The sequence below is a fragment of the Streptomyces sp. NBC_01471 genome, from assembly GCF_041438865.1.
GTDB lineage: Bacteria > Actinomycetota > Actinomycetes > Streptomycetales > Streptomycetaceae > Streptomyces.
Genome location: NZ_CP109450.1, coordinates 3,751,623 through 3,776,475 on the forward strand (window position 1 = coordinate 3,751,623; position 24,853 = coordinate 3,776,475).

The 24,853-nt window shown below is 70.8% G+C and carries 22 protein-coding genes; 10 read left to right on the forward strand and 12 right to left on the reverse strand.

Annotated features, from left to right (window positions below; translation table 11 throughout):
• The first annotated feature begins 127 nt into the window (after nucleotides 1-127).
• Nucleotides 128-1,441 (forward strand): aldehyde dehydrogenase family protein, encoded by a 1,314-nt coding sequence (locus tag OG285_RS16425; protein ID WP_371791385.1) that lies wholly within the window; start codon nucleotides 128-130, stop codon nucleotides 1,439-1,441.
• Between the two features lie 259 nt (nucleotides 1,442-1,700).
• On the opposite strand, the gene OG285_RS16430 is transcribed toward OG285_RS16425, so the two are convergent.
• From OG285_RS16430 to OG285_RS16440, 3 genes are read right to left on the reverse strand one after another with little or no spacing between them, the layout of a single operon-like run.
• The gene (locus tag OG285_RS16430; RefSeq protein WP_371791386.1) at nucleotides 1,701-2,246 is read right to left on the reverse strand and encodes a class IV adenylate cyclase; all 546 of its coding nucleotides are present in this window, start codon (nucleotides 2,244-2,246) and stop codon (nucleotides 1,701-1,703) included.
• A gap of 29 nt (nucleotides 2,247-2,275) precedes the next feature.
• Nucleotides 2,276-3,442: a radical SAM protein gene (locus tag OG285_RS16435; protein WP_371791387.1), complete on the reverse strand. Its 1,167-nt coding sequence runs from the start codon at nucleotides 3,440-3,442 to the stop codon at nucleotides 2,276-2,278.
• Between the two features lie 21 nt (nucleotides 3,443-3,463).
• Entirely contained in the window at nucleotides 3,464-3,688 is a 225-nt protein-coding gene (locus OG285_RS16440; RefSeq protein ID WP_371791388.1) for a hypothetical protein, read from the reverse strand.
• A 607-nt stretch (nucleotides 3,689-4,295) separates the two neighbouring features.
• Between OG285_RS16440 and OG285_RS16445 the strand changes: the two genes are divergently transcribed.
• The gene (locus OG285_RS16445) at nucleotides 4,296-5,570 is read left to right on the forward strand and encodes a transcriptional regulator (protein WP_371791389.1); all 1,275 of its coding nucleotides are present in this window, start codon (nucleotides 4,296-4,298) and stop codon (nucleotides 5,568-5,570) included.
• On the opposite strand, the gene OG285_RS16450 is transcribed toward OG285_RS16445, so the two are convergent.
• A complete protein-coding gene (locus tag OG285_RS16450; RefSeq protein WP_371791390.1) occupies nucleotides 5,551-6,210 on the reverse strand; it encodes an HAD family hydrolase in 660 nt (219 codons plus the stop codon). The genes OG285_RS16445 and OG285_RS16450 overlap by 20 nt on opposite strands.
• A gap of 78 nt (nucleotides 6,211-6,288) precedes the next feature.
• Nucleotides 6,289-8,337, reverse strand: coding sequence for a GTP-binding protein (locus tag OG285_RS16455; RefSeq protein WP_371791391.1), 2,049 nt, complete (start codon nucleotides 8,335-8,337; stop codon nucleotides 6,289-6,291).
• Between the two features lie 233 nt (nucleotides 8,338-8,570).
• Here OG285_RS16455 and OG285_RS16460 point away from each other — a divergent pair, with 233 nt between their 5' ends.
• Nucleotides 8,571-9,353 (forward strand): uracil-DNA glycosylase, encoded by a 783-nt coding sequence (locus tag OG285_RS16460; RefSeq protein ID WP_356826635.1) that lies wholly within the window; start codon nucleotides 8,571-8,573, stop codon nucleotides 9,351-9,353.
• Between the two features lie 121 nt (nucleotides 9,354-9,474).
• Nucleotides 9,475-10,566, forward strand: coding sequence for a magnesium and cobalt transport protein CorA (locus OG285_RS16465; RefSeq protein WP_356826637.1), 1,092 nt, complete (start codon nucleotides 9,475-9,477; stop codon nucleotides 10,564-10,566).
• A 26-nt stretch (nucleotides 10,567-10,592) separates the two neighbouring features.
• Here OG285_RS16465 and OG285_RS16470 read toward each other — a convergent pair whose 3' ends face one another.
• Nucleotides 10,593-11,177: a GNAT family N-acetyltransferase gene (locus OG285_RS16470; RefSeq protein WP_371791392.1), complete on the reverse strand. Its 585-nt coding sequence runs from the start codon at nucleotides 11,175-11,177 to the stop codon at nucleotides 10,593-10,595.
• Nucleotides 11,178-11,378: 201 nt separating this feature from the next.
• Here OG285_RS16470 and OG285_RS16475 point away from each other — a divergent pair, with 201 nt between their 5' ends.
• Nucleotides 11,379-12,626 (forward strand): hypothetical protein, encoded by a 1,248-nt coding sequence (locus OG285_RS16475; protein WP_371791393.1) that lies wholly within the window; start codon nucleotides 11,379-11,381, stop codon nucleotides 12,624-12,626.
• Between the two features lie 47 nt (nucleotides 12,627-12,673).
• Here OG285_RS16475 and OG285_RS16480 read toward each other — a convergent pair whose 3' ends face one another.
• The gene (locus OG285_RS16480; protein ID WP_371791394.1) at nucleotides 12,674-13,090 is read right to left on the reverse strand and encodes a hypothetical protein; all 417 of its coding nucleotides are present in this window, start codon (nucleotides 13,088-13,090) and stop codon (nucleotides 12,674-12,676) included.
• Nucleotides 13,091-13,262: 172 nt separating this feature from the next.
• Here OG285_RS16480 and OG285_RS16485 point away from each other — a divergent pair, with 172 nt between their 5' ends.
• Nucleotides 13,263-15,329: an FUSC family protein gene (locus tag OG285_RS16485; RefSeq protein WP_371791395.1), complete on the forward strand. Its 2,067-nt coding sequence runs from the start codon at nucleotides 13,263-13,265 to the stop codon at nucleotides 15,327-15,329.
• A gap of 226 nt (nucleotides 15,330-15,555) precedes the next feature.
• Here the strand turns inward: OG285_RS16485 and snpA are convergent, their stop codons facing one another.
• Complete coding sequence (gene snpA / locus OG285_RS16490) at nucleotides 15,556-16,233, reverse strand: snapalysin (RefSeq protein WP_356826647.1); 678 nt, start codon at nucleotides 16,231-16,233, stop codon at nucleotides 15,556-15,558.
• Nucleotides 16,234-16,396: 163 nt separating this feature from the next.
• Here snpA and OG285_RS16495 point away from each other — a divergent pair, with 163 nt between their 5' ends.
• Nucleotides 16,397-17,290 carry a LysR substrate-binding domain-containing protein gene (locus OG285_RS16495; RefSeq protein ID WP_371791396.1) on the forward strand — a complete coding sequence of 298 codons (894 nt, stop codon included), beginning with the start codon at nucleotides 16,397-16,399 and terminating at the stop codon, nucleotides 17,288-17,290.
• Between the two features lie 103 nt (nucleotides 17,291-17,393).
• Nucleotides 17,394-17,696, forward strand: coding sequence for a barstar family protein (locus OG285_RS16500; RefSeq protein ID WP_356826651.1), 303 nt, complete (start codon nucleotides 17,394-17,396; stop codon nucleotides 17,694-17,696).
• 131 nt (nucleotides 17,697-17,827) lie between these two features.
• Here OG285_RS16500 and OG285_RS16505 read toward each other — a convergent pair whose 3' ends face one another.
• Complete coding sequence (locus OG285_RS16505) at nucleotides 17,828-18,130, reverse strand: hypothetical protein (RefSeq protein WP_371791397.1); 303 nt, start codon at nucleotides 18,128-18,130, stop codon at nucleotides 17,828-17,830.
• 1 nt (nucleotide 18,131) lies between these two features.
• On the opposite strand from OG285_RS16505, the gene OG285_RS16510 reads away from it, so the two are divergent.
• Together OG285_RS16510 and metG are read left to right on the forward strand one after the other, a co-directional pair.
• Nucleotides 18,132-19,505 (forward strand): VWA domain-containing protein, encoded by a 1,374-nt coding sequence (locus OG285_RS16510; RefSeq protein ID WP_371791398.1) that lies wholly within the window; start codon nucleotides 18,132-18,134, stop codon nucleotides 19,503-19,505.
• 99 nt (nucleotides 19,506-19,604) lie between these two features.
• Entirely contained in the window at nucleotides 19,605-21,218 is a 1,614-nt protein-coding gene (gene metG, locus OG285_RS16515; RefSeq protein WP_371791399.1) for a methionine--tRNA ligase, read from the forward strand.
• A 68-nt stretch (nucleotides 21,219-21,286) separates the two neighbouring features.
• Here metG and OG285_RS16520 read toward each other — a convergent pair whose 3' ends face one another.
• The 3 genes from OG285_RS16520 to aspS all read right to left on the reverse strand — a co-directional run bounded on the left by OG285_RS16520 (nucleotide 21,287) and on the right by aspS (nucleotide 24,848).
• Complete coding sequence (locus OG285_RS16520; RefSeq protein WP_371791400.1) at nucleotides 21,287-21,874, reverse strand: Uma2 family endonuclease; 588 nt, start codon at nucleotides 21,872-21,874, stop codon at nucleotides 21,287-21,289.
• A gap of 66 nt (nucleotides 21,875-21,940) precedes the next feature.
• A complete protein-coding gene (locus OG285_RS16525; RefSeq protein ID WP_356826659.1) occupies nucleotides 21,941-22,747 on the reverse strand; it encodes a L,D-transpeptidase family protein in 807 nt (268 codons plus the stop codon).
• A 316-nt stretch (nucleotides 22,748-23,063) separates the two neighbouring features.
• Complete coding sequence (gene aspS, locus OG285_RS16530) at nucleotides 23,064-24,848, reverse strand: aspartate--tRNA ligase (RefSeq protein WP_356826661.1); 1,785 nt, start codon at nucleotides 24,846-24,848, stop codon at nucleotides 23,064-23,066.
• Nucleotides 24,849-24,853 lie beyond the last annotated feature (5 nt).

Below are 24,853 nucleotides of genomic sequence, written 5' to 3' on the forward strand. Positions count from 1 at the left end.
GCCCGGACGGCGAGGGAAGAAGCCGCTTCCCCAGATTGTTGGTAAATACAAATACCTGAACCAGGCCTTCCGGACCGGACCGAACCGAACCGGATCAACCCGAACCGAACCGAACCAAGGAGCATCCGTGCAGCCCACCGAGAAGCCCGCCGAAGCCGTCGCCCGGCTGCGTGCCACCTTCCGTACCGGCCGGACCAGGACGCTGTCCTGGCGCACCGAGCAGCTGCACGGCCTGCGGGCGATGCTGACCGGGCACCGCCAGGAGCTGGCCGCCGCGCTCCACGCCGACCTGGGCAAGAGCGAGCGCGAAGCGTTCCGCACGGAGATCGACTTCACCGTGCGCGAGATCGACCACACCCTGGAACGGCTGGAGGGCTGGCTGCGGCCCGAGCCCGTCGACGTACCGGAACACCTCGGCGGGGCGAGCGCCTGGACGGTGCTGGACCCGCTGGGGGTCGTCCTGGTCATCGCCCCCTGGAACTATCCGCTCCAGCTGCTCCTGGCCCCGGTGGCCGGGGCGCTCGCCGCGGGCAACTGCGTCGTCGCCAAGCCCAGTGAAGTGGCCCCCGCCACCTCGCGGGCCATCGCCGGGCTGCTGCCGCGCTATCTCGACCGCGACGCGGTGACCGTGATCGAGGGAGCGGTACCGGAGACCACTGCCCTGCTCGAAGAGCACTTCGACCACATCTTCTACACCGGCAACAGCACCGTGGGCCGCATCGTGATGCGCGCCGCCGCCGAGCATCTGACGCCGGTGTCGCTGGAACTGGGCGGCAAGTCACCGGCGTTCGTCGACCGGGGCACGGACCTCGCGGCGGTGGCCGCCCGGCTCGTCTCGACCAAGTTCCTCAACGCGGGCCAGACCTGCGTCGCCCCGGACTACGTCCTCACCGACCCCGCGACCGCCCGGGAGCTGGAGGGCGCGCTGGCCTCGGCCGTACGCGAGCTGTTCGGCGCCGACCCGGCCACCTCCGGCGACTACGGCCGGATCATCAACGAACGCCACTTCGACCGGCTGACCGGTCTGCTCGGCTCGGGGCGGGTCGTGGTCGGCGGCGACAGCGACCGTGCGCAGCGCTATCTGGCACCCACCGTGCTCGCCGAAGTGGCGCCCGGCTCACCGGTGATGGCCGAGGAGATCTTCGGGCCGATCCTGCCCGTCGTCGAGGTCGACGGGCTGGACGAGGCCATCGCGTTCATCAACGACCGGGACAAGCCGCTGGCGCTGTACGCGTTCACGGAGTCGGTACTGACCCGCGACCGGCTCACCACGGAGACCTCGTCGGGCGGCCTCGGCTTCGGCCTGCCGGTGGCCCATCTCACCGTGCCCGACCTGCCGTTCGGCGGGGTGGGCGAGAGTGGGATGGGCCGCTACCACGGCCGGTACTCACTGGAGACGTTCAGTCACCGCAAGGCGGTCCTGGACAAGCCGCTCGGCTGAGGCGGGGCGGCCGGGAGGGGCAGCGCACATTTTTCCCCCCCGGTCGGCCCGTCGTTTGCGTCAGCGGTGTGCATGAGCGGACGGGGAGTTAATCTCGCGAACATCGTCCAATGGATCAGCACCATCCCGCACGGGCTCGTCGGCCCGGCAGAAGCGATTTCTGCGTACACCTGGGTGAACGCCGTGTGATGTAGGCCCAGTGCCCGCCTGTTGGGTCGCAGGCGGGCACCCGATGCGGCAACTGGCAGGGGGCAAGGCGTCAGGCGAAGAGCAGAGTGGGTTCGGCGAGGATGTCCCTGCCCCGCTCGCTCGTGTAGATCAGATCGATACTGCCGAAGCGGGCCTCGGTGTAGTCGAGTCCGACCGAGGCCACCGCCTTGCGTACGGCCTCTTCGGAGCTGCTCTCGATCTCCAGGAAGGTGGGGAGGTCCGGCCAGGTATCGAAGTCGTAGGTGACGCCGTCGAGCTGCCATTCCTCGCGGTAGTTCTGCTGGTACCGGACCTGACGCAGGCCCAGGGCCGCGAGGAGTTCCGCGGTCCGCTCCAGGCCGTTCACCTCGATCTCGATCTCCGTGGTGCCGTTGATGTGGGTGGCGTCGGTGACCTGCTTGAGCGTGAGCGTGGTCTTGCCGCCCTCGTCACGCAGGCGCAGCCACTGCTCGCCCTGGACGGCGTCGTTCTCGAAGATCAGGCGGGTGAACATGGTCTTGTCGAAAGCCCGCTCGGCCCCGGCCGCTCGCAGGCGGTCGCGTACGGCGTCCGCGTCGATCTCCAGGAACTTGGCTTCGTATTCGTGCTGGGCCACAGCGTCCTCGCTCTCTCTAGGGTTCACTTCTACGCGGTCAGGTCATGCAGGTCCTGCTCGCGCATCTTCCTGATCTCGGTGCACGCGTCGCTGTCCACGAACTCTTCCACGGGCAGGCACAGGTCCATGCGCTGAATACACACGCCGACGTGGAAGGTGCCGTCCGGATCGCGGTAAAGGCGCACCCCGTAGTAACCCTCATGACAGTCAACGCTGTTGTTGAACCTGCAGCCGGTACATGTATCGGGCAGCCGCAGGGAACGGATGTGCTTCACCACGAGCTGCCGGCCCGATGGAAGCTGATAGGTGATGCGGAAGCCTGACGTACCTGCGATCAGCCGGACTTCCTGTGGGACGGCACCAAGCTCGGCCAGGAGGAGATCGACGGCGTCAAGGGACGCATCACCGTCAGCCAGCGACGTCAGTATGCGCACGGATAATCTCGGCGAGTACTTCTCCAGCAGCCGGTGGACCCGCTGTACGTGGGTGTGATCGGGGATGACGACGTTCGCCCGCACTCCGATGCCGAGCGACACAGCGACGCGGATCGAGTCCTCCAGCGCTTCGATCTTGCGCGCTGCCAGTGCCCGCACCCTGAACCGTGTGCTCTGAACCTGCGCAAGCTCGTCAGGGGTAGTGCCGAAGATCGAGAAGTTGACATGTCGAAGCCCGGCGTCCACGCAGCCGGACAAGGACCTCACACCGTTCTCACCGTTCGAGGTGACACTGGCCGAGTAGCCGGCCTGCCGTGCGAGCGCGACGATCTGCGGCAGCTTGGGGTGCAGGGTCGGTTCCCCGCCGGTGAGGTGGACCTCGTCGAAGTCCAGTGCGTCGCGGAGTTGAGTGAGGGCGCCGCGGAACGCCTCGTCCGGGATGACGGGGGCGCTGGTGAAGCGGGCCCCATTGGTGGCGGCGTAAAGGGAGGTTCGCCCCGAGGGGCCTGTCGGGGTGAAACGTTCGGGCCAGCGCGGGTGGTTGTCGGCGCTGACCGGAGTTCCCTCGTTATGGCAGAACGTGCACGTCATACCGCATGCGTCGATGACTTTGACGCGCAGTGTCCGGTCCATCGAGACATGGATGGGAACGTCATCGCTGACGTTCCGTAAAGCGCGGTGCTGGAACATGTGACGTTGCTCCTTCGGCATGGCAAGCCGGTGGCCTGGAGGGAGGGATCTGGCTGGGGTGGGCCCGGTCAACTGGCCCGTGTACTGACCGGGTCAGGAACTGATAGCCGAGTCAGGGACGGACGCGGCTGCGCTGCCCGTCTGCACCGGCGCCGGGCTGTGCTGGGTGACGTAGGCAAGCCCGCCCACGGCGACGAGCGAGCCGAGGGCCCATATGACGCCGAGAACCATGCCGAGGAGGTCACGGCCCGGGCGTGCGGCCGTGACCGACGCGCCGAATCGCTGCCGTGAGGGGCCCGAGTACAGGGAAGTGGTCATGCCGTCTCCGTAACTGGTGCTCGGAGAGGAGCTGTCACGCCTTCGACTGCCGAATGAAGGACCTGGGCGTCCGTCAGCATGGGGCCGTCCCCGGGACTGATCCGCCAGTGGGGACCCGGCCCGCGCATGCGATGCGGCGGAGGGACGACAAGGTGCTGGGACAGGCCGAGCGGCCGCGTGTCAGGCACGTCCCAGACGGCCGCGGTGCCCGTCCGTACGAACCAGTAGAGGGCCGGTTCACGCGGATCTTCGATCACAGCACCGCTACGAGAACCGAGAGCGACCAGCACACGCGCCCCGAGGCTTCGAGGCACGCGTACGGCGTCCCAGCGGAATCCGGCGCCCTGGATCTCGCAGCTTCCTGCCGTGCGCATCGTGGGTGGTTCCGGGGTCTCTTGTGACACGAAGGGACAACTCCTCACTGAGCACTGAGGCTTGAATGTGCGGAGGTGTCATCCTCGCGAGGCCTTACGTCCTATTCGAGGACTTCAAAGGGTCACTCAGAGGACTCCAAGAGGGCTTCCATTCACCTGGTTGATGGGTTGGTGCTGCGAAGGGGACGTAGCGTGAGAGCCTCAGGTTGAGGTTCCGATACCACGGAGGAGTCATGTCCCGTCCCATAGGCAACACTCGCCTCAAAGCCGCCCGGGTGGCGGCTGGTTACAACTCGCAGCAGGCCCTCGCGGACGCCATCACGAGCGACGCGCCGCAACTCGGCATCCGGGGGCTGGCCGTTGGTGTCCGCCAGGTCCGGCGGTGGGAGTCCGACAATCCGCCGTGGCCCCAGCCGGACGTCCGTCGCGTACTCACCCATCTGCTGGGTCAGGACGCCGAAGATCTCGGCTTCACCGCTCCCTGGGGCTCAGGACAACATCCGGACGGTCAGCCCCGCCCGATCTCGAAGGCCCGTTCCATGCCCGGCACGCGCCTGGCGACGGTGCCCACCCAATCCGTCGCGATCACACAACCGACCAGCGTCGGAGCCAACTTCGAAGCCGTGACCCGTTCCCATCGGCACTTGTACTGGTCCGTCGCGCCGGCCACGCTGCACCCCGCGATCCTGGAACACGCGCGGCTGGGCTGCGCGCTTCTGCCCGAGACGGTCGAACCCGCCAGGCACCGGCTCGCAGCCGCACTCGCCGAGTCCTACCTGCTGGCAGGCCGCATTGAATTCTTCGACCTCCGCCAACCCGACCAGGCCGGAGACACGTTGCTGCGCGCCCTCCAGGCCGCCGGTGAGGCGGACGATCCGCTCCTGGGTTCAGCCATCCTCGCGCACACGGCCTTCATCCCGGGCTGGGCAGGCGAGCGCGAGACGGCAGTGGAGCGGATGGTGGCGGCCCGCACCTACGCCCGCCGCGGCCCCGCATCCGCAGAGTTCCACGCCTGGCTGGACGCCGTCGAAGCCGAGTGCGAGACCCGCTGCGGCAACACCCGTACCGCTCTGAACCTCATCAGCCACGCCGAGGACATCCTCACCGCCGGTTCCGAGCACACCACTCCCGTGTGGATGGACTGGTTCGGCCCCGCCCGCCTGGCGGCCTTCAAGGGCAACACCCAGCTCAAAGCAGGCCACCTCCCTCAGGCCCGCGAGACCCTTCAGCAGGTCCTCGAAGACCTGCCGCCCGAGTCGGCCAAGCAACGCACCGTCGTCCTCGGAGACCTGGCCGCGGTGGCAGCGGCCGACAGCAATCCGCAGGAGGCATGCCACTACGCCGGCCAGGCCCTCGACCAGCTCGCCGCCACCTGGTACGCCACAGGCATGGACCGCGTGCGCGAAGTGCGGCGCACGCTCGCTCCGTGGCAGAACGAGCAGTGCGTCCGGGACTTCGACGACCGGCTCTACGACTGGGGGACGACGGTCAGCGCTCTCCAGCGTTGAACCCGGCGATCCTCTCCGGCAGCTCCGCCAGCGAATCGATCCGCATCGTGGTGATCGCAGCCGCGTCCGGATCACGCTGCTGGATCCTGCCCCACGGGCCCCGCCGGATCAGCGCCGTCAGCAGCCCCGCCTGCACGGCCGGGCGGATGTCGTTGTCGAGCCGGTCGCCGACGTACAGAATCTCGCCCGGCTCGGCAGGCGTCGCCTCGATGACGTGCTCGAAAAACTTCACGTCCGGCTTCGACGCACCCCAGTCATCACTCGTGGCGATGAGATCGGACGGCAGATCCAACCCACGCAACAGACCCCCGGCCCGCACCGTCTGATTGCCGGCGATGCCGACCCAGAGACCAGCCTCGCGCAGCCCGGCCAGCGTCGGCCGCACATCCGGATAGAGATCGTCCTCGCCGAACCACTCCGGCTTACCGGCCTCCGCACGCCTGTCCCGCTCCTCGGCCAGGTCGAACCCCGGCCGGAACTCCTGGAACGTCTCACGGTAATCCCGCCCCTGCGCGATGACCGCCCCGAACATGGCCGCAAAGGTATGCCGCGGCACCCCCAGCCAGTCAGCCCAGGTCCCGTACTCACGGGTCTCGTCCACAAGACACTCACCGACATCGAACACCACAGCGCGAATCATGCTCGGCAGGGTAATGCGCCGCGCAGCGCCCTGTACGGACGGGTTACGGCCCCGTACACGGCCACCCCGGCCAGTACCTCAGTCGGCGAGGCTGCGGTCGGCGAGGAACCTCAGGTACTCCTCCCGGTTCAGCGGATTGCCGTCGGTGCGCGGCCGGGTCGGCGCCGGGCCGCGCACCGGCCGGTCCTGCCCCGGGCGGGACCACATCGCGCCCTCCCCGCGGGTCAGGCCCGGCAGCGCCTGCCGGAACTCCTGCACCCGCCTGACCGGCAGGTCCGCCGTGACCCTCCAGGACGGGCCGGCCTCGGTGGAGCCGGTGACCTCGGCTCCGAGCGGGACGAGCGCGCCGACGACGGCGTTGAGGGCGTCCTCCGGGATCTCCGCCTCCAGCGCCTGGTACGGCTCGAAGACCCGGCTGCCCGCCCGCTGCAGGGCGCGCATCAGGACCAGCGGCGTGAGATGCCGGAAGTGCGCCGCGACGGTGAGCGGTGCCACGTAACCGGTCCGGATGAGCGTGACCGCGCAGTCGGTCACCTCCCAGCCGTACACACCCTGGTGCAGGGCCCCCAGCGCGGACTCCTCGATGGCGCGGTGGAACGCGCGGGGCAGCGCGCCCAGCTCGACCTCCCGCACGAAGGTGACACCCGCCCCGCGCGGAGCGGCCTCCACGCGCAGACCGACCGTCGCCAGGAAGTCGTTCGGGCCGCGCCGGTCGATCTCGGTGACCGCCTCGCCCCGGCCCTCCGGCCGCTCGAAGTACACCGGGCGGACCGGCTCGAACCGCACCTCCACGCCGAAGTCCCGCTCCAGTCGCGCCGCGAGCACCTCCTGCTGCACGGCGCCGTAGAGCAGTACGGAGGTCGCGCCGCCGCCCGCCGCCCGGGTGCGGATCAGCGGGTCCTCGTCCGCGAGCGCCAGCAGGGCCGCGTGCAGCCGCGCCTCCTGCCCGGGACGGCATGCCCGTACGACCGTCTCCAGGCTCGGCGGGGAGAAGTGGAACTGCTCCGGGCGGTCCTCGGGCTCGCCCAGCCGGTCACCGACCCGGATGCCGGGCAGACCGCGCACCCGGCCGATACTGCCCGCCGTCAGCCGCCGGCCGGCCGTCCCGCCCGCGGCGCCGTGCGCAGTGCGGTTGTCCGGGGCGCCGGGGACGCGCACGACGTCGATGCCGGTGATCCGGCCGCTGAACTCGGCCTGCCGGCCGCCGGGTTCACGCTGCCAGTAGGTGACGCGCTGCCGTTCGCGTACCTCTCCCGAGAACAGCCGGAGGTACGCGGCCTTCTCCCCGGTGCCCGTGCGCTCGACGGCGAAGACCGTGCCCTGCGGGCCCGGCCCGGAGTGCGCGGGAACGGTACGCGACGGATGCAGCAGCGTCGTGATGCCGTCCGTGAGCGCGGCGATGCCCTCGCCGGTCAGGGCCGAGCCGAAGAAGACCGGGTGCAGCAGCCCGGCCCCGCACTGCCGGGCCAGCAGGGCGCGTACGCCGTCCGCCGGTGGCAGCTCGCCCGCCACGAGGCGGGCCAGCAGGGCGTCGTCGTGTTCGGCGAGCGCCTCGGCGGCCTCCCTGCGGAACTCCGGCCGCTCCAGCGCCCGTACGGCCGTCCGGGCGGCTGCCGTACCCGCGTCCCGCACCGTGCTCATGGCGAGGATGTCCGGTGTGAGCCGGGCGCGGATGTCGGCCAGCAGACTGTCGGAGCGCGCGCCCGCACGGTCGATCTTGTTGACGAAGAGCAGGGTCGGCAGCCGCAGTCTGCGCAGCGACCTCAGCAGGACACGGGTCTGCGCCTGTACGCCTTCGACGGCGGACAGCACGAGGACCGCGCCGTCGAGCACGGACAGCGCCCGCTCGACCTCGGCGATGAAGTCCGGGTGGCCCGGGGTGTCCACCAGGTTGATCTGCCGGCCCCCGGCGGCGAAGGGTGCCACCGCCGAACGGATCGTGATGCCACGCTCCCGCTCGATCTCACCGGTGTCCGTCTGCGTGCTTCCGGCGTCGACGCTGCCGAGTGCGGAGATGGCGCCGTTGTCGAGCAGCAGCCGTTCGGTGAGGCTGGTCTTACCCGCGTCGATGTGGGCGAGCACGCCCAGGTTCAGGGTCGTTCCGGGATTCAGGATGGCGTCGGGCACAGAGGTCCTCAGTGGGGTGGGAAGAGAGAGACGGCCTGATGACTCCGTGGAACTGCCGCATCGTCTTCCTCTTTCTCTGAATTTCTCTGAATTTCTCTGAATTTCTCCGACCCTGCCGGGCCCGCCGCATCCGCCGCGGCGGAGCACGTGAGGTTACCGGCGCGCGCCCCGCCCGGCGACCGGTTTTTTCGCGCCGCCGCGGCCGGTGGGCGCGCGCCCCGTACCGTGGCGGGATGGCCGAGTCGGAGTCCGGAGCACCAGAGCCGCAGCCCAGCGCCGACGACCGGCGTTTCCCCGCCCGCCGTGCGCCCGGCTGCGCCGATCTCGGGGCCCTGGACGCCCAGGTGACCGGCTGCCGCGCCTGCCCCCGGCTGGTCGCCTGGCGGGAGCAGGTGGCCGTGGAGAAGCGGGCCGCGTACCGGGACCAGGAGTACTGGGGGCGGCCGGTCCCCGGCTTCGGCCCCGCCGATGCCGCGCTGGCCGTGGTGGGTCTGGCACCCGCGGCACACGGCGGGAACCGGACCGGGCGGATGTTCACCGGCGACCCGGCGGGCGACTTCCTGGTCGCGGGGCTGCACTCCGTCGGCCTCGCCTCGCAACCGACCGCCACCGCGGCCGACGACGGGCTCACCCTGCGGGGCGTACGGATGGCCGCCCCGGTGCACTGTGCGCCGCCGCAGAACAAGCCCACCACCGAGGAGCGCGACACCTGCCGGCCGTGGCTGGCCGCGGAGCTGGCGCTGCTGCGCCCCGGGCTGCGCGCGGTGGTGGCGCTCGGCGGCTTCGGCTGGCAGGCCCTGCTGCCCGTACTCGCCGATGCGGGCTGGCTGCTGCCCCGGCCGCGGCCGGTGTTCGGCCACGGCGCGCAGGTGGTGCTCGCCGGTACGGACGGCCGCGACGAGCTGCGGCTCTTCGGCTGCTACCACCCGAGCCAGCGGAATGTGAACACCGGACGGCTGACCCGGCCGATGCTGGAGGCGGTGTTCCGGGAGGCGGCCGCCGCCGCGGGGCTGTGAGGCGGCAGCCGCCGCGGGGCTGACGGTGCCGGGCTGTGAGGCGGCTCGGCCGGTACCGCCCCCACCCGCGGGGACCTGCGGTGGCACACTGGCTCGCGGTCCGCCGAAGGAGCAGCCACCCATGCCGATGTTCCGCACCCTGCGCCGTACCGTGCGGCTCCCTCACCAGCGCACGGTCGATCTCAGCCACCCCGTACGCTCCCCGCTCGGCAGCGCGGTCGTGAACTGCGTGGTCTACCGGGACGGGGTCCGGCAGCCGGGCGACTGCCCGGCCGACGAGGCGGTGCGCCGGGTCAGGGCGGAGGGCAGCGGCTTCGTCTGGATCGGACTGCACGAGCCGCAGCAGACGGAGCTCGCCGCGCTCGGGGAACTGTTCGGGCTGCACCGGCTCGCCGTCGAGGACGCGCTGCGCCCGCATCCCCGCCCCAAGATCGACACCTATGGCGACACGCTCTTCGCCGTGCTGAAGACCGTCGGCTACGTCGAGCACCAGGAGCTGACGACCACCAGCGAGATCGTCGACACCGGGGAGCTGGTGGTCTTCACGGGCGCCGACTTCGTCCTCACCGTCAGGCGTGGCCGGCACGGCTCGCTCGGGCCCCTCCGCGAGGCCCTGGAGGCGGACCCCGGCCACCTCGCCGAGGGGCCGGCGGCCGTGCTGCACGCCATCGCCGACCACGTCGTCGAGCAGTACGCCTGTGTCGCCGACGCCGTGCAGGACGACATCGACGCCGTCGAGTCCACGGTCTTCTCGCAGCAGGCGGCGAGCGGCGACGCCGGGCGGATCTATCTGCTCAAGCGGGAACTGATGGAGTTCAGGCGGGCGGTGGTGCCGCTCTGCCGCCCGCTGGAGAAACTGCTCGCCCGGCAGCCGCTGCCGCTGATGACCCACGACATCAGGACGTACTTCCGCGACGTGGCGGGGCGGGTCACCCGGATCGCCGAGCAGACCGCGGCGTACGACGCACTGCTCGACTCCATCCTCCAGGCCCATCTGGCGCAGGTGGGCATCGAGCAGAACGAGGACATGCGGAAGATCACCGCGTGGGCGTCCATCGTCGCCGTACCGACCATGGTGTGCGGGGTGTACGGCATGAACTTCGTCCACATGCCGGAGCAGCGCTGGGAGTACGGCTATCCCCTGGCCATGGCCGTGATCGCCGCCGCCTGCCTGCTCATGTACCGGGGGTTCCGCCGCAACGGCTGGCTGTGAGCCCCCCTCGCCCCCTGCTGTTCCCCCTACCCCGCGCTGCCCGCGTGCTCGATGGCGCGGCTCCACGCCTCGTACGTGGGCTGCGGCTGCGCCGGCTCCAGGGGCTCCTGCGGCTCACGCGGCCGCACATCGCCGAAGCGGGTCCAGCCCCACCCCTGCATCGCGCGCCTGGCCGGTTCGTTCTCCGGCTCCACCAGGGCGGCGACCAGCGCGGCCCGCGAACGCACCAGCAGCTGGCCGACGAGGCGGGTGGCGATCCCCTGCCGCCGGTGGGACGGCTGCACCATCAGCTCCGCCAGCACGAACACCTGCCCGGACGCGGTCAGTTCCTCGATGTCCACCGGGAGCCCCCCGCGGAAGCCCCGCCAGAGGCCGCCGTCCCGCTCCAGGACGTATCCGTACGCGCATCCGGCCAGCGACCGGCCGTCGGCGACCATCATGTCGAAGCCGGGGCGCTGCATGTCCTCGGCGAAGCGTTCCAGGAACTGCTGGCGGTCGTGGAACTCCTCACCGCGCGGGCCCCGGTAGGCCTCGACATAGGTGTCCGCCAGGGCCTCCCGCTGCTGTTCGGCCTGCCACCTGGTCAGCCGGCGCATGAAGACCTCTGCCATGTGTTCCTCCCGTTTCCCGGCCGCTTTCCGGCCATCGTCTCAGCGCTCGGCGACCAAGGAAACGGATAGTGCAGGATCCGGCCTCGCCCGGACACCCGGGGGCGAGGCCCGGTGGCGCGGTACCGATCCGGGGCGCGGCGGAAATGGCCGAATGGCGCCGTCCGGAGTGCGGGCCACCGGCCGGTGGCATCCCCTGGAGACGTGACGGACGACGGCGCGGGCGGACTCGGCGGGCTGCGGACCGCGACCGCCGCGCCTCAGGGGCGTTCGCCGGGCCGCCGGGTGCGGTCGTTCTTCGCCGTCCTGCTGATCGTGGTCGCCGGGATCCTCACCCCGGTCTCCACCGTCGCCGTCTGGACGCGCGACGTGGTCGGCGACACCGACCGGTATGTCGCGGTGATGCGGCCGCTGGCCTCGGACCCGGCCGTGCGGTCGGCCGTGACCGACCGGGCGACGGACGCCGTCGTGAAGTACGTCAGTGTGGACGCGCTGCTCAAGTCGGTCGGGCCCGCGGAACGGGCCGAGATCGAGCTGGCCATCGGTGCGCTGAACAAGCCGATCGCCTCGGGGCTCAGGGAACTGGTGCACAGCACGGTCGCTGGGTTCGTCGGCAGCGGCGCGTTCACCGGCGTCTGGGTCCAGCTCAACAGGACCGCGCACACGGCCGCCGAGAAGGCCCTGACCAGCGACCGGGGCAGCCCGCTCACCATCGATCTGGCGCCCGTGACGGACGCCGCGAAACAGCGGCTCGTGGACAGCGGGCTGACCATCGCGTCGAAGATCCCCACGGTGCACACCCGGTTCACGGTGCTGGACTCCGAGGCCGTGGGCCGGGCGCGCACGGCCTTCCGGCTGCTGCGGATCGGCGGGCTCTGGCTGCCGCTGGTGACCGTCCTGATCGCGGCGGCCGGCATCCTCCTCGCGGTCCGCAGACGGCGCGCCCTGGTCACGGCGGGCCTGGCGGTGGCCGCCGGTGCGCTGCTGCTCGGCCTGGCGCTCGCCGTCCTCCGCAGCCTGTATCTGGACCGGCTGCCCGCCGACATCCCGGAGCCCGCGGCGGCCGCCGTCATCGACGCGCTGACGGCCTTCCTGCGGACAGCGGTCCGCATGATCGCCGTCCTGGGCGCGGTGGTGGCGCTCGCCGCCTGGCTGGGCGGCCCCGGCCGGGCCGCGGTGCGGGTCCGGACGGTGTGGCGGGGTTCCGTCGGCGCCGTGCGCGACGCCCTGGGCCTGCGCACCGGACGCGCCGGGCTCCGGGTGCTGCGCGCCAGGGCCTGGCTGAACGGCACGGTGGTGGCCGTCGCGCTCGCCGTCTACCTGGTGTGGGACCGGCCCACGGCGGGCGTCGTGGTGGGGATCGTCCTGTCCGTGCTCGTCGCCCTGGCACTGGTGGAGTTGGCCGCCGACGACGGGACCCCGCGCCCGCCGTCGGCGGCCCGCCCTCGGTGAGCGGTGCCGGGCCGCGGGGTGGCCGGTGTGAGGTGGCCGGTGTGAGGTCAGTCCTCGTGTGTGTAGAACAGGTAGAACGTCGTGATCAGGGCCCCGATGCCGAACCCCGCACCGATGAAGGACGACAACAGGACGCTCTCCCCGGTGATCGAGTACAGGAACCCCATCGCTCCGCCGATGAGCACGCCGTACCCGGCCGCCCTCGCCTCGCGCGGCAGCGCGTGCTGGATGCGGCCGAAACCGAAGGCCAGCACGGCGAGCACCAGGCCCGAGACGATGCTGAGCACCGTCTTGGCGGTGGTGAACGCGTTGTCGGACGAGGAGCTGAGGATGAACGCGGTGTAGAGGCCGTAGACGATGCCGAGGACTACGGGCACCGCCACGGCGGCCACCGGGAGGTGACCGCGCGCCGCCGGGCGACGGTGGGCCCGCCGGTGTCCGCGGAGTGTTGTCGGTGTGGCCATGGCAGATTCCTTCCGCTCGCCTCCCACCAGCGCACACCCGCAGCCGCGTCCCGGCAACTCGTACGGCGTAACAGGCGGCGTACCGGGGCATCTCGCGCCCCGTGTGCACCCCGCGATGTCCCTGGACGCACGCGGCGGACGAAAACCGCACGCCAGGACGTATTTTGTTGGCATGGGTGACACGGTCGGCAGCAGAGCAGACACACAGCGGAAACAGCCGCTGATCTCGCCGCCGGAGTGGCTGATCCGGGGGCTGCGCCCGCAGCGCGCGCCGATCCCCCGGGCCGCCGTGGTCCGCGCGAGCATCGCACTCGCCGCGCCGCTGGCGGTCGGCCTCGCCGCCGGACAGCCCGGGTACGGGGCGCTGGTCGCCATGGGCGCGCTCTCGGGCGTCATCGGCGACACCGCAGACGCGTACCGGATGCGGATCTTCAACATCGCCGTGCCGCAGTGCTTCGGCGCGGTCGGCGTCATGATCGGCACCCTCGTGTACGGCGACGGCTGGATCGCCGTCGCCGTCCTCACGCTGGTCGCGCTGGTCTCCGGGATGATCTCCACGATCGGCGCGGTGGCGTCCGTGTCGGGGCTGCTGCTCCTGCTCAACTCCGTGGTGGGCGCGGGCCTCCCGATGCCGGGCCCCTGGTGGAAGGCCCCGCTGCTGCTCTCGCTCGGCGGGCTCTTCGTGCTGGTGCTCGCGCTGGTCGGCTGGCCGCTGCGGGCGCGGACCCCGGAACGGACCGCGGTCGCCGCGACCTACCGGGCAGCCGCCGAACTGCTCGCGGCCGCGGGCACGACCGCGTACGGCGACAGACGCCAGGCCGTGACCGGCTCGCTCAACGCCTCGTACGACCTGATCCTCGCCCGGCGCGCCCACTACCACGGCCGCAGCACGTCGATGGTGCGGCTGCTCGCCCAGCTCAATGTGCTCGTCCCGCTGATCGAGGCGGCCGCGGCGGCCCATCTGCACGGCCGCGCCTCACGCCGTCCCGAGATCGCCGCAGCGGTGCGGGACTTGGCCGATGTCGTCGCCACGGGCCGGTCGGACGCGGTGCCCGACCTGGTGCTCCCCGAGCCCGAGGGGCCCGCCGACCGCGCCATGAACGCGGCGCTGCGGCACGCGGCCGCCGTCGTCCACCACGCGGACTCGGACCACCCGGACCACTACGGCGCGGACGACCGGCTCGGCCGCCCCGCCGAACTCGGCGTACGGGCCCGCCGCGCCGCCGCCACCGTCCTGCTCTCGCCCACCTCCTGGCGCTACGGACTGCGGCTCGCGCTCTGCATCGGCCTCGCGCAGGTGCTGGTGTCGGTGGTGAGCGTGCCCCGCTCGTACTGGGTCGCGCTCACCGTCACCTTCGTGCTCAAGCCGGACTTCGGTTCGGTCTTCTCCCGCGCGGTGCTGCGTGCGCTCGGCACGGCGGTGGGGGTGCTCACCGCCGCGCTGGTCCTCGGGGTCGTGCCGCGCGGCTGGTGGGACGTACCGGTGATGGTGGTGCTCGCGGCGCTGATCCCGGCGGTCTCCGCGAACGGGTACGCCTTCCAGACCGCGGCCATCACCCCGGTGATCCTGCTGATCTCCGACCAGCTCAACCATCTGGGGTTCCATCTGGTGCTGCCCCGGCTGCTCGACAGCCTGATCGGCTGCGGGATCACCCTGATCGCGGGGTATCTGCTCTGGCCGGAGAGCTGGCACACCCGGATCGGCGACCGGCTGGCCGTGGCGGTCGAGGAGAGCGCGCGCTACGTCGAGTGCGCCTTCGGCGGGGGAATCGGATCCGGCCGGACGGACAGCGGTGCGGGTACGCGGACGGACGGTGTCACGGGGGCGCGGACGGACGGCGGTACGGCCGCCCCGGGCGACCACGGTGACCGGGCGCGGCTGCGGCGGCGGCTCTATCGCGATCTGTCGGTCGTACGGACGGAGTTCCAGCGGGCCCTGACCGAACCGCCGCCGACCGGGAAGCGGGCCGCCGCCTGGTGGCCACTGGTCGTCGCGGCGGAACGGATCGTGGACGCGACGACGGCCGCGCGGGTACGCGTCGACCACGGGGCCCGGCCGCCCGCTCCGGAGGAAGTCGGCGAGGTGACGAAGCAGTTGCGGGAACTGGCACAGGGGCTGCGGTCCAGCGCGACCCTGGTGGAGGTACCGACCCGGATCGAGGGCGACGACGAGGGCGTACTCGCCCCGCTGCGCCAGGAGGTCGTCGCGGCACGGGAGATCGCCTCGCCGCAACGCTGAACGGAGGGCCGGACACCGGTCCTGGCTCCAGCGACCGGCACGGACCCGGACACGGCGGAGCCGGGCCGGGATGGCCCGGCCCGGCTTGTTCCGCCCCGGCAGGTCACCCGCACCCGGCATCGTCAACGACGCCGGGTGCGGGGGTGGGGGGCCGACGCCGGGGAGGTGGCGTCAGGGCATCCGCGTCAGGATCCGGGTGTCGGGGTCCGACGCGACGGTCCGGCTGTCAGGACCTGCGCGCCACGTTCGCCTTGGCCAGCGCCTTGGCGAAACCGTTCGCCCACAGGGCGTCGACCTGGGCGCGCTCCTGGGCGTCCGGCTGCTGGTTGGTGCAGGACGGGCCGGGGCCGCCGCCCGACATCAGCTCGCTGCACGGGCCGCTGTAGTCGTCGGGAAGGCCGAGCACATGGCCGGTCTCATGGGCGGTGACGCGGACCGAGTCGTACTCCTGGGTCTGCGCGTGGTCCAGGAAGACGAAGCCGCTGCCGTGTCCGTCCGTCGAGGCGTACGAACCCTGCGGGTCGTCGCCCTCACGGTAGGAGAAGTCGGCGCCGGAGGAGCCCGCCTGGAGCTTGACGTTGGTCTCCGCCGCGTTCCATATCTGCGCGCTGGCCGCTATCTGGCTCTGGTAACTGGGCGCGGCCGAGGCGTCGTAGGTGATGGTGACGGACTTGAGCCCGGGGTGGGCCGCCTGCTTCTTCGCGACCGACTTCACGACGGCCTCGAAGAAGGCCTTGTTGCCCGCCTCCTGCTTCGCACTCGCGTAGTGCTGGGCGCCCTGCGCCGCGGTGTGCGGTACGGGGGCGACCGTGGTGGTGGCCGCCTGGACGGGGGCCGCGGTACCGAGGGCGGCGGCGATGCCGAGGCCGAGGATCGCGGACAACGCGGTATTACGGTGCTTCATGTGGGGGCTCCTACTCGTCCGGTGTGGGGGTGAACGGGTGGTACCGGAGAGTGTGCTGTGCGGGCGCCCCGCCGGGATGATGGCAACTGGCGATAACTTGGGGCTATCGGTGCGGGTTTGATGGTCTGGTGCGGCCCCGGGCACACCCCTACTCTCTGGTTCCATGGACCTTGAGGTGCGGCATCTCCGCGCACTGTGCGCCATAGCGGACACCGGCAGCCTGCACCGGGCGGCCCGTGAGCTGGGCATGAGCCAGCCCTCGCTCACCACACAGCTCCGCCGGATCGAGAACTCCCTGGGCGGGCAGCTCTTCTCCCGCGCCCGCACGGGCTGTCGGCCCACCCCGCTGGGGCGCACCGTGCTCAGCCGGGCCAGGCCGCTGATCGACGAGATGCGCTCGCTGGTCACCGAGGCCAAGGCCGCCGCCGCGCGCGCGGCCGGGCCCCGGCTGCGGATCGGTGCGACGGCGAGCCGTGCCATCCCCGGCTGGCTGCGCCGGCTGCGCACCCGGCTGCCGGACACCGATACGTCGCTCCACATGGACGTGTCGGCCAACGCGCTGCTGCGTCTTGTGGCCTCGGGTCAGCTGGACGTGGCCTTCGTGCACGAGGTCGAGGGGTGCCCGCTGCGCGTACCGGACGGCCTGGAGATCCGCGTCCTGGTCGAGCGCGAACCGCAGTCCGTGACGCTGGCCGCCGATCATCCGGCGGCGGCCGACCCGGTGGTGAAACTGGCCGACCTGGCGACGGACCAGTGGATGGTCGACCCGACCGTGGACGGCGAGTGGGACGGGATGCGCCGGATGCTGCGCGAGGCAGGGCTCAATCCCCGTGTGCTGCACGGCGATTACCTCACGGCGTTCGCCCTGGTCGCGTCCGGCGAGGTGGTCACGGTCTGCCAGCCGACGACCAGACCCAGACCCGACCTGGTGATAAGACCGCTGCACGGGGACCCCCTCGGGGTGCGGCTGCTGCTCGCGGCACGGCCCGGGACGGACGGGGCGGAGCTGGACGTGGTGTACGAGGAGCTGGCAGCGGCCTACGGGGAGTTGCTCTAGACCGTCACTGAGGGTGAGGCCGTGTTCCCCGTGGAGCCACCGTCGAGTCCGGGTGGCGTCGGCCCGGTACACCGGTCGTACCTACCGCGTACCATCCGCTGCCATGGGCTCCGAACTGGTCGTGGATCTGCGCACGCTACCGCTCGCCTCGCTCGACGATTTCTGGGACGCGGTGTCCCGGCCGTGCGGGCTGCCCGACTGGTTCGGCCGGAACCTCGATGCCTGGTGGGACGTGGTGGAGACCCGGGGCGTCTCGGAAACCGTGGACGCGCACGACCGGCTGGTCGTACGGGCCCGTGCGGCCGGGCTGTTCGCTCCTGGAGAGCCGGACGGCGCCCGGCTGTCGGCACTGTTCGCCGACACGACCCGCGCACGGCTCGACCTGGAGCCCGACCCGGCGGCGTGAGTCCTACCCTCTCCTGAGACCGGCCGTTCAGGGCCGGTCGGTCCAAGATCGCCCAAGGCGGTCGCTAACCTTACGTGTCCGCCCTGGCCAGGGATCGACTCCCGTCGGCGCGGACTTGTCTCGTACTCGACTCATTGCGAATCATTGCGAAAGGTCTCGCCCATGGGCATTCGGAGCTTGCTGCGCAAGGTGTTTGGACGCGACCGCGTGGAGTCCGGTGAGCCGTCGGCGGCCACTACCGTTCCGGCCCAGGCCGAGCGTACGACGACGCCCGCGAAGGCGGCGCACACCGGAACGACGGCACAGACTTCTGCGGAGTCCTCGCCGGAGAAGGTGACATCGTCGTCGGAGACGGCAACGGGGAAGGCATCTTCGGAACGGGCCTCGTCGGAACGGACTTCGTCGGAGGGCGCGTCGTCGGAGAAGCCCCGCACGGTGTCACTGCCCGCCCAGGCCGACAAGGCGTCGACCTCCGTACCCGCAGCCGAGAAGCCGGCGCCGAAGCCGGTGCGCAGGTCCGGTACCGGGATCGCGTCCGACCTGGTGGCGGAGGCTTTCGACAACCCGAAGCCGAGGCAGGCGGAGCCGACTGTCCCGGCCCAGGCGAAGGCGTCGGAGGTGTCTGCGCCGGAACTGAAGCCGGAGCCGAGGACCGAGCCGGAGCCCGCTCCCGTCGCGGCGGAGCCGGAGGCTGAGGCCGTCGAGCCGGAGGCTGAGGCCGAAACGGAGCCGGTTGCAGCCGAGGCGACGGCTGTTGAGCCGGAGAAGGCGGACGCGGAGCCGACCGGGACAGAGACGGAAGCGGAGGCGGAAGCCGAGCCGGAGCCGGTCGCGGTTGAGCCGGAACCGGTCGTGGCTGAGGCGGAGCCGGAGGCCGACGCGGAGGCCCAGGCGGAGGACAAGGCTGAGGTCGAGACCACGGCAGAGGCCGCCGAGCCGACGGCAGAGCCGGTCACCGAAACGGAGCCCGAGGCTGTCCCCGAAACCGAGCCCGAGCCCGAGGCCGCACCTGCGACCGAGCCCGTACAGGCAGAGGCAGACGCAGAGGCGAAGACAGCGGCAGAGGCCGACGCAGACGCGCAGGCTGGCGTAGGGGAAGAAGCGGCCGAACCCGTATCCCCGGCGACGACCGCCGCCCCCGCCGCCGCCGGCCTCGCGACTCGCGCGCCCCAGCTCGTCAGCGCCTACGAGGCCGCCGGAGCGGAGATCGACAAGGCCGGGCTGAGCAACGCCAGGGCCGCCGTCTATCTCGTGCTCGACCGGTCGGGTTCCATGCGGCCGTACTACAAGGACGGCAGCGCGCAGGCTCTCGGCGAGCAGACCCTCGCCCTCGCCGCGCACCTCGACGAGCAGGCCACCGTCCGTGTCGTCTTCTTCTCGACGGACATCGACGGCACCGGAGAGCTGACGCTCGACACCTACGAGGGCCGCGTCGACGAGCTGCACGCCGGACTGGGACGGCTGGGCCGCACCAGTTACCACCGGGCCGTCGAGGAGGTCGCCGAGCTGCACGCGAAGTCCGCCGACCCCACCGCCCCGGCCCTGGTGATCTTCCAGACGGACGGCGCCCCGGACGCCAAGGTCGTGGCCAAGCAGGCCATCGCCGAGGTGGCCGACAAGCCGCTGTTCTGGCAGTTCGTGGCCTTCGGCGACCACGAGTCGAAGGCGTTCGACTTCCTGCGGAAGCTGGACGTCCCGCACGCCGCGTTCTTCCACGCGGGTCCCACCCCGCGTGAGCTGGCCGACTCCGAGGTGTACGAGCAGCTGCTCGCGGCCTTCCCGGCCTGGCTGGCAGCGCGCAAGGGCTGACACCGGACAGCACCGGCCGACCGGGCCCCCGTCCACCGGACGGGGGCCCCGGCACAATCCCGTTCGGATGCCCGGCGCTGGGCCGTTAGGATTTCGACCATGGCGGCCACTGGATCTGAGAAGCAGGGGACGAACGCGTACTACGTATCGACCCCCATTTACTACGTCAACGACGCTCCTCACCTGGGCCACGCCTACACGACCGTCGCAGGAGACGTGCTCACGCGCTGGCACCGTCAGCGCGGCGAGAAGGTGTGGTACCTCACCGGCACGGACGAGCACGGTCAGAAGATCATGCGCACGGCCGAGGCGAACAACGTCACACCGCAGGAGTGGTGCGACAAGCTCGTCGAAGAGTCCTGGAAGCCCCTCTGGGATCATCTGAACATCGCGAACGACGACTTCATCCGGACGACGGAGAAGCGGCACACGGACCGTGTGCAGGAGTTCGTGCAGGACCTGTTCGACAAGGACGAGATCTACAAGGGCGGGTACGAAGGCCCGTACTGCGTGGGCTGCGAGGAGTACAAGCTCCCCGGCGACCTGATCGAGGGCGAGCCCGACTTCCCCGGTCAGAAGCTGTGCCCGATCCACAAGAAGCCGGTGGAGATCCTCAAGGAGGAGAACTACTTCTTCAAGCTGAGCGAGTACGGCCCGAAGCTGCTGGAGTTCTACGAGGCCAACCCGGGCTTCATCCAGCCCGAGTCGGCGCGCAACGAGGTCGTGAACTTCGTACGGCAGGGGCTTCAGGACCTGTCGATCTCGCGCTCGACCTTCGACTGGGGCGTCCCGGTGCCGTGGGACGAGAAGCACGTCATCTACGTCTGGGTGGACGCTCTCCTCAACTACGCCACGGCCGTCGGCTACGGCGCGAACCAGCAGAAGTTCGACGAGACGTTCCCGGCCGACGTGCACCTGGTCGGCAAGGACATCCTGCGCTTCCACGCGGTGATCTGGCCCGCGATGCTGATGGCCCAGGGCCTGCCGGTGCCCGGCAGGGTCGCGGCGAACGGCTGGCTGATGGTCGGCGGCGAGAAGATGTCGAAGTCGAACCTGACCGGCATCAAGCCGCAGGACCTGACCTCGCACTTCGGCGTGGACGCCTACCGCTGGTACTTCCTGCGGGCCATCGCCTTCGGCAGCGACGGGTCGTTCTCGTGGGAGGACTTCTCCGCCCGCTACACCTCCGAGCTGGCGAACGACTACGGCAATCTCGCCTCGCGCGTGGCCGCCATGGTCGGCAAGTACTACGGCGGAACCCTGCCGGCCGCCCAGGCCCCGGGCGCTGCCGAGCAGGCGGTCCAGGACGGTCTCGCCAAGGCGGTCGCCGCGTCCGACCGGCTGATCGGCGAGGAGCTGGACTTCCAGGGCGGCATCCTGGCGGTCTTCGACTTCGTGAAGCAGGTCAACGGCTACATCACGGAGCAGGAACCGTGGAAGGTCGCCAAGGACGAGTCGCCGGAGGGCCGGGCCCGCCTCGCGACCATCCTCTACACCGCCGCCGAGTCGCTGCGCGGTGTCGCGGTCCTGCTGAACGCGGTGATGCCGGAGACCTCGCAGAGCCTGTGGGAGTCGCTGGGCGCCGAGGCGGGTCTCGGCGCGCTGGCGGACCAGCCGCTCCAGGAGTCCGGCGCCTGGGGTCAGCTCCCGGCCGGCGCGACGGTGACGAAGGGCGCGGTGCTGTTCCCCCGCCTGGAGGAGAAGCCCGCGTAACCGGGCCGGGCTACGGCAGGAGGGCCCGGAACCGTGCTCGGTTCCGGGCCCTCCTGCCGTGCTGTACGTCAGCGCACCCAGGCCGTCAGCGGCTCGGTGTCCAGCTCGATCCCGACCGGGCCGGGCAGCTCGACGCTCTTTCCGAACGGGACCGTGACCACCTGTTCGTACCGCACACCGTCCGGCTGCGAGTGGACCTTGACCTCGCCCGCGTCACGGTCGATCAGCAGATAGACGGGGATCTCCGTCTCGGCATAGGCGCGCGGCTTCTCCACCCGGTCCCGGCGGTCGGTGTCGGCGTCGTTCGAGGTCACCTCGACCACCATCAGCACACCGTCCGCACTGGCCCACTCACCCTGACCGACGAACGTGCCGCTCGGAGCGAGGGTCCCATCGGGGCGGGCGTTGCCCCTGCGGTAGCTCTCGATCCGCAGGCCCTGCTCCGGATAGAGCCACAACCTGGGGTCGGCCTGCATGCACAGGCGCGTCAGCCACTCGATGATCCGCCCGTGGTCCCCGTCCGGCACAGCCTTGACCCCCAACGTTCCGTTCACGAACTCCAGACGCACCGCTTCGTCGGTTCGTATGGCGTGCCGGGCCAGCTCTTCGAACACTTCCTGGGTCAGGACGGTGCACCGCTCTTCCACGACGCTCACCACGGTCTCCTCAGGGGTAGGTGACACTCTCCAGCCTACGGGGCGCCACAACGCCCCCGCGCGGCTTCACTCCCCCAGCATCCCGGCGTCCCCCATGACCACGACCGGGTCCTTCGTCGGGTCCAGCCAGTGGAGCAGCTCCTTCATCCGGTCCTCCGGCAGGGAGACGCAGCCATGCGTGGGGCCACCGTGGTCGACGTGGAACCAGACGCCGCCGCCCCGGTCCGCGCCCATCGGGCGGGTCCAGTCGAGCGGGGTGGTGCCCGGCTTGTGGTTGTAGTTGATCGCCACCACGTAGTCGAAGGCGCCCGCCAGGGACTCTCCGTCGAAGCCCATGCCCGCAGCGACGAAGGAGGACCGGTGGTCGTACGGCAGGCGGGTGCCGGGGTCCGCCTTGCGGCCGCCCGCGTCGGTCAGGCCGAAGACTCCGGCGGGTGAGTGGAGATCGCCCTGGTAGTGCTTCTCGGTCCAGCCGTGCAGGGCGTTGTGCGCGGGCCACGGGTCGGAGACCGGCTCCCAGCCCTTGGCCGGGTCACGGACGTAGAGGAGAGCCGTGGAGCTGCTGGAGTCCGGTGCGTCGCCGGTGACGACGACGGCCTGCCGGGCGGACTCGGGGATCTTCGCCAGGGTCTTGGGGCCGAGCGCGGGGATCTTCTTGACCTGGAGCTCCGCGGCCCGGCGGAGCTGCGGTCCGGCCGCGGGCGTCACGGGTGTTGCGGCCGCCGGTGGCCCGCCATGTCCGCTGTTGTCCTCGACCGCTCGGGCCGGGGCTGTCGTGTGTCCCGGGAACCCCGAACATCCGGAGAGCACCAACCCACCGGTGACCAGCGCGGTCGCGACGAGCGCACCTCTGGGAAGTCGGCGAAGAGACATGTACGAGCCTTTCATTTTCACGTCGGATCAACGTCGGATCACATCGGCTGCACGCCGTTAACGACTGGTGTGTGCCGTAGGCGTCGATTCATTGCGGGAACCCAGCGAAGTTCCCTCCGGGGCGAGCCGTGGCGCGTCGCCGCGCACACACGGACTTGCCGGAATCAGAGTGCCCCCGTCCCCTGTCTTGATCCTGACCGGCACGCCGATCAGTACGTCGTACTGGTACGCCCCGTACGGCTCACCGCAGGCACGGAACAGCCCCCGATCAGTCGATCGGGGGCTGTTCCGCTGTTTCACGTGAAACCGGGAGGTGTTACTTCTCCTGCTTGTCCTTCGCCGGGGCCGCGGGCTTGCGCAGCTGGATGTTCAGCTCGCGCAGCCGGGTCTCGTCGAGCACCGTGGGGGCGCCCATCATGAGGTCCTGCGCGTTGCCGTTGAGCGGGAAGGCGATCGTCTCGCGGATGTTCGGCTCGTCGGCGAGCAGCATCACGATACGGTCCACGCCCGGGGCGATGCCGCCGTGCGGCGGGGCGCCGAGACGGAACGCACGGAGCATTCCGGCGAACTCGTGCTCCACGGTCTCCCGGTCGTAGCCGGCGATCTCGAACGCCTTGAGCATCAGGTCGGGCTCGTGGTTACGGATGGCGCCCGAGGAGAGCTCGATGCCGTTGCAGACGATGTCGTACTGGTACGCCAGGATGTCGAGCGGGTCCTTCTCCTCCAGGTCGGCATAGCCGCCCTGGGGCATGGAGAAGGGGTTGTGCGAGAAGTCGATCTTGCCGGTCTCCTCGTCCTTCTCGTACATCGGGAAGTCGACGATCCAGCAGAACCGGAACACGTCCTCCTCGAAGTGGCCGGCCCGCTTGGCCGCCTCGACGCGGACCGCGGACATGATCCTGGAGACCTCGTCGAACTCGCCCGCGCCGAAGAAGACCGCGTGGCCGGGCTTGAGTTCCAGACGCTCGGTGAGCGCCGCGATGTCCGCCTCGGTGAGGAACTTGGCGATCGGCCCGGCGAGCGCACCGTCGTCACCGACACGCACCCAGGCCAGGCCCTTGGCGCCCTGCTCGACGGCGTACGCACCGAGACCGTCGAAGAACTTGCGGGACTGGCCCGCGGTGTCCGGTACGGGCAGCGCGCGGACGTGCCGGCCGGCGAAGGCCTTGAAGCCGGAGTCCGCGAAGACGTCCGACACATCGACCAGTTCGAGCTGGGCGCGCAGGTCGGGCTTGTCATTGCCGTACTTCAGCATCGACTCGCGGAACGGGATCCGCGGGAACGGCGAGGTGACATGGCGGCCGTTGCCGAACTCCTCGAACAGCTCGGTCATCAGCTTCTCGATCGGACCGAACACGTCCTCCTGCTCGACGAAGCTCATCTCGACGTCGAGCTGGTAGAACTCGCCGGGCGAGCGGTCCGCGCGGGCGTCCTCGTCGCGGAAGCAGGGCGCGATCTGGAAGTAGCGGTCGAAGCCCGAGATCATCAGCAGCTGCTTGAACTGCTGCGGCGCCTGCGGGAGCGCGTAGAACTTGCCGGGGTGCAGCCGCGAGGGGACCACGAAGTCACGGGCGCCCTCGGGGGAGGTCGCGGTGAGGATCGGGGTCGCCATCTCGTTGAAGCCCAGCTCGGTCATCTTGTGCCGCATGGCGGAGATGACAGCGGTGCGCAGCATGATGTTGCGGTGCATGCGCTCGCGGCGCAGGTCGAGGAAGCGGTACTCCAGGCGCCGCTCCTCGTTGACGCCGTCCTCGGCGTTGATGGTGAAGGGGAGCGGGGCGGCGGCGCCGAGCACCTCGACCTCGCCGACCTCGATCTCGACCTCACCGGTCGGCAGTTCCTCGTTGACGTTCTCGGTGCCGCGCGCGGAGACCTTGCCGTCGATCCGGACGACCGTCTCCTTGGTGACCTTGGAGAGCGCCTCGTTGGCGGGGGTGCCGGGGCGGGCGACGAGCTGCGTGATGCCGTGGTGGTCGCGCAGATCGATGAAGAGGATGCCGCCCAGGTCTCGGCGATTGTGCAGCCAGCCGCTCAGCCGGACGTCCGAGCCGACGTCGGAGGCGCGCAGTTCGCCGCACGTGTGGGACCTGTACCGATGCATCGTTC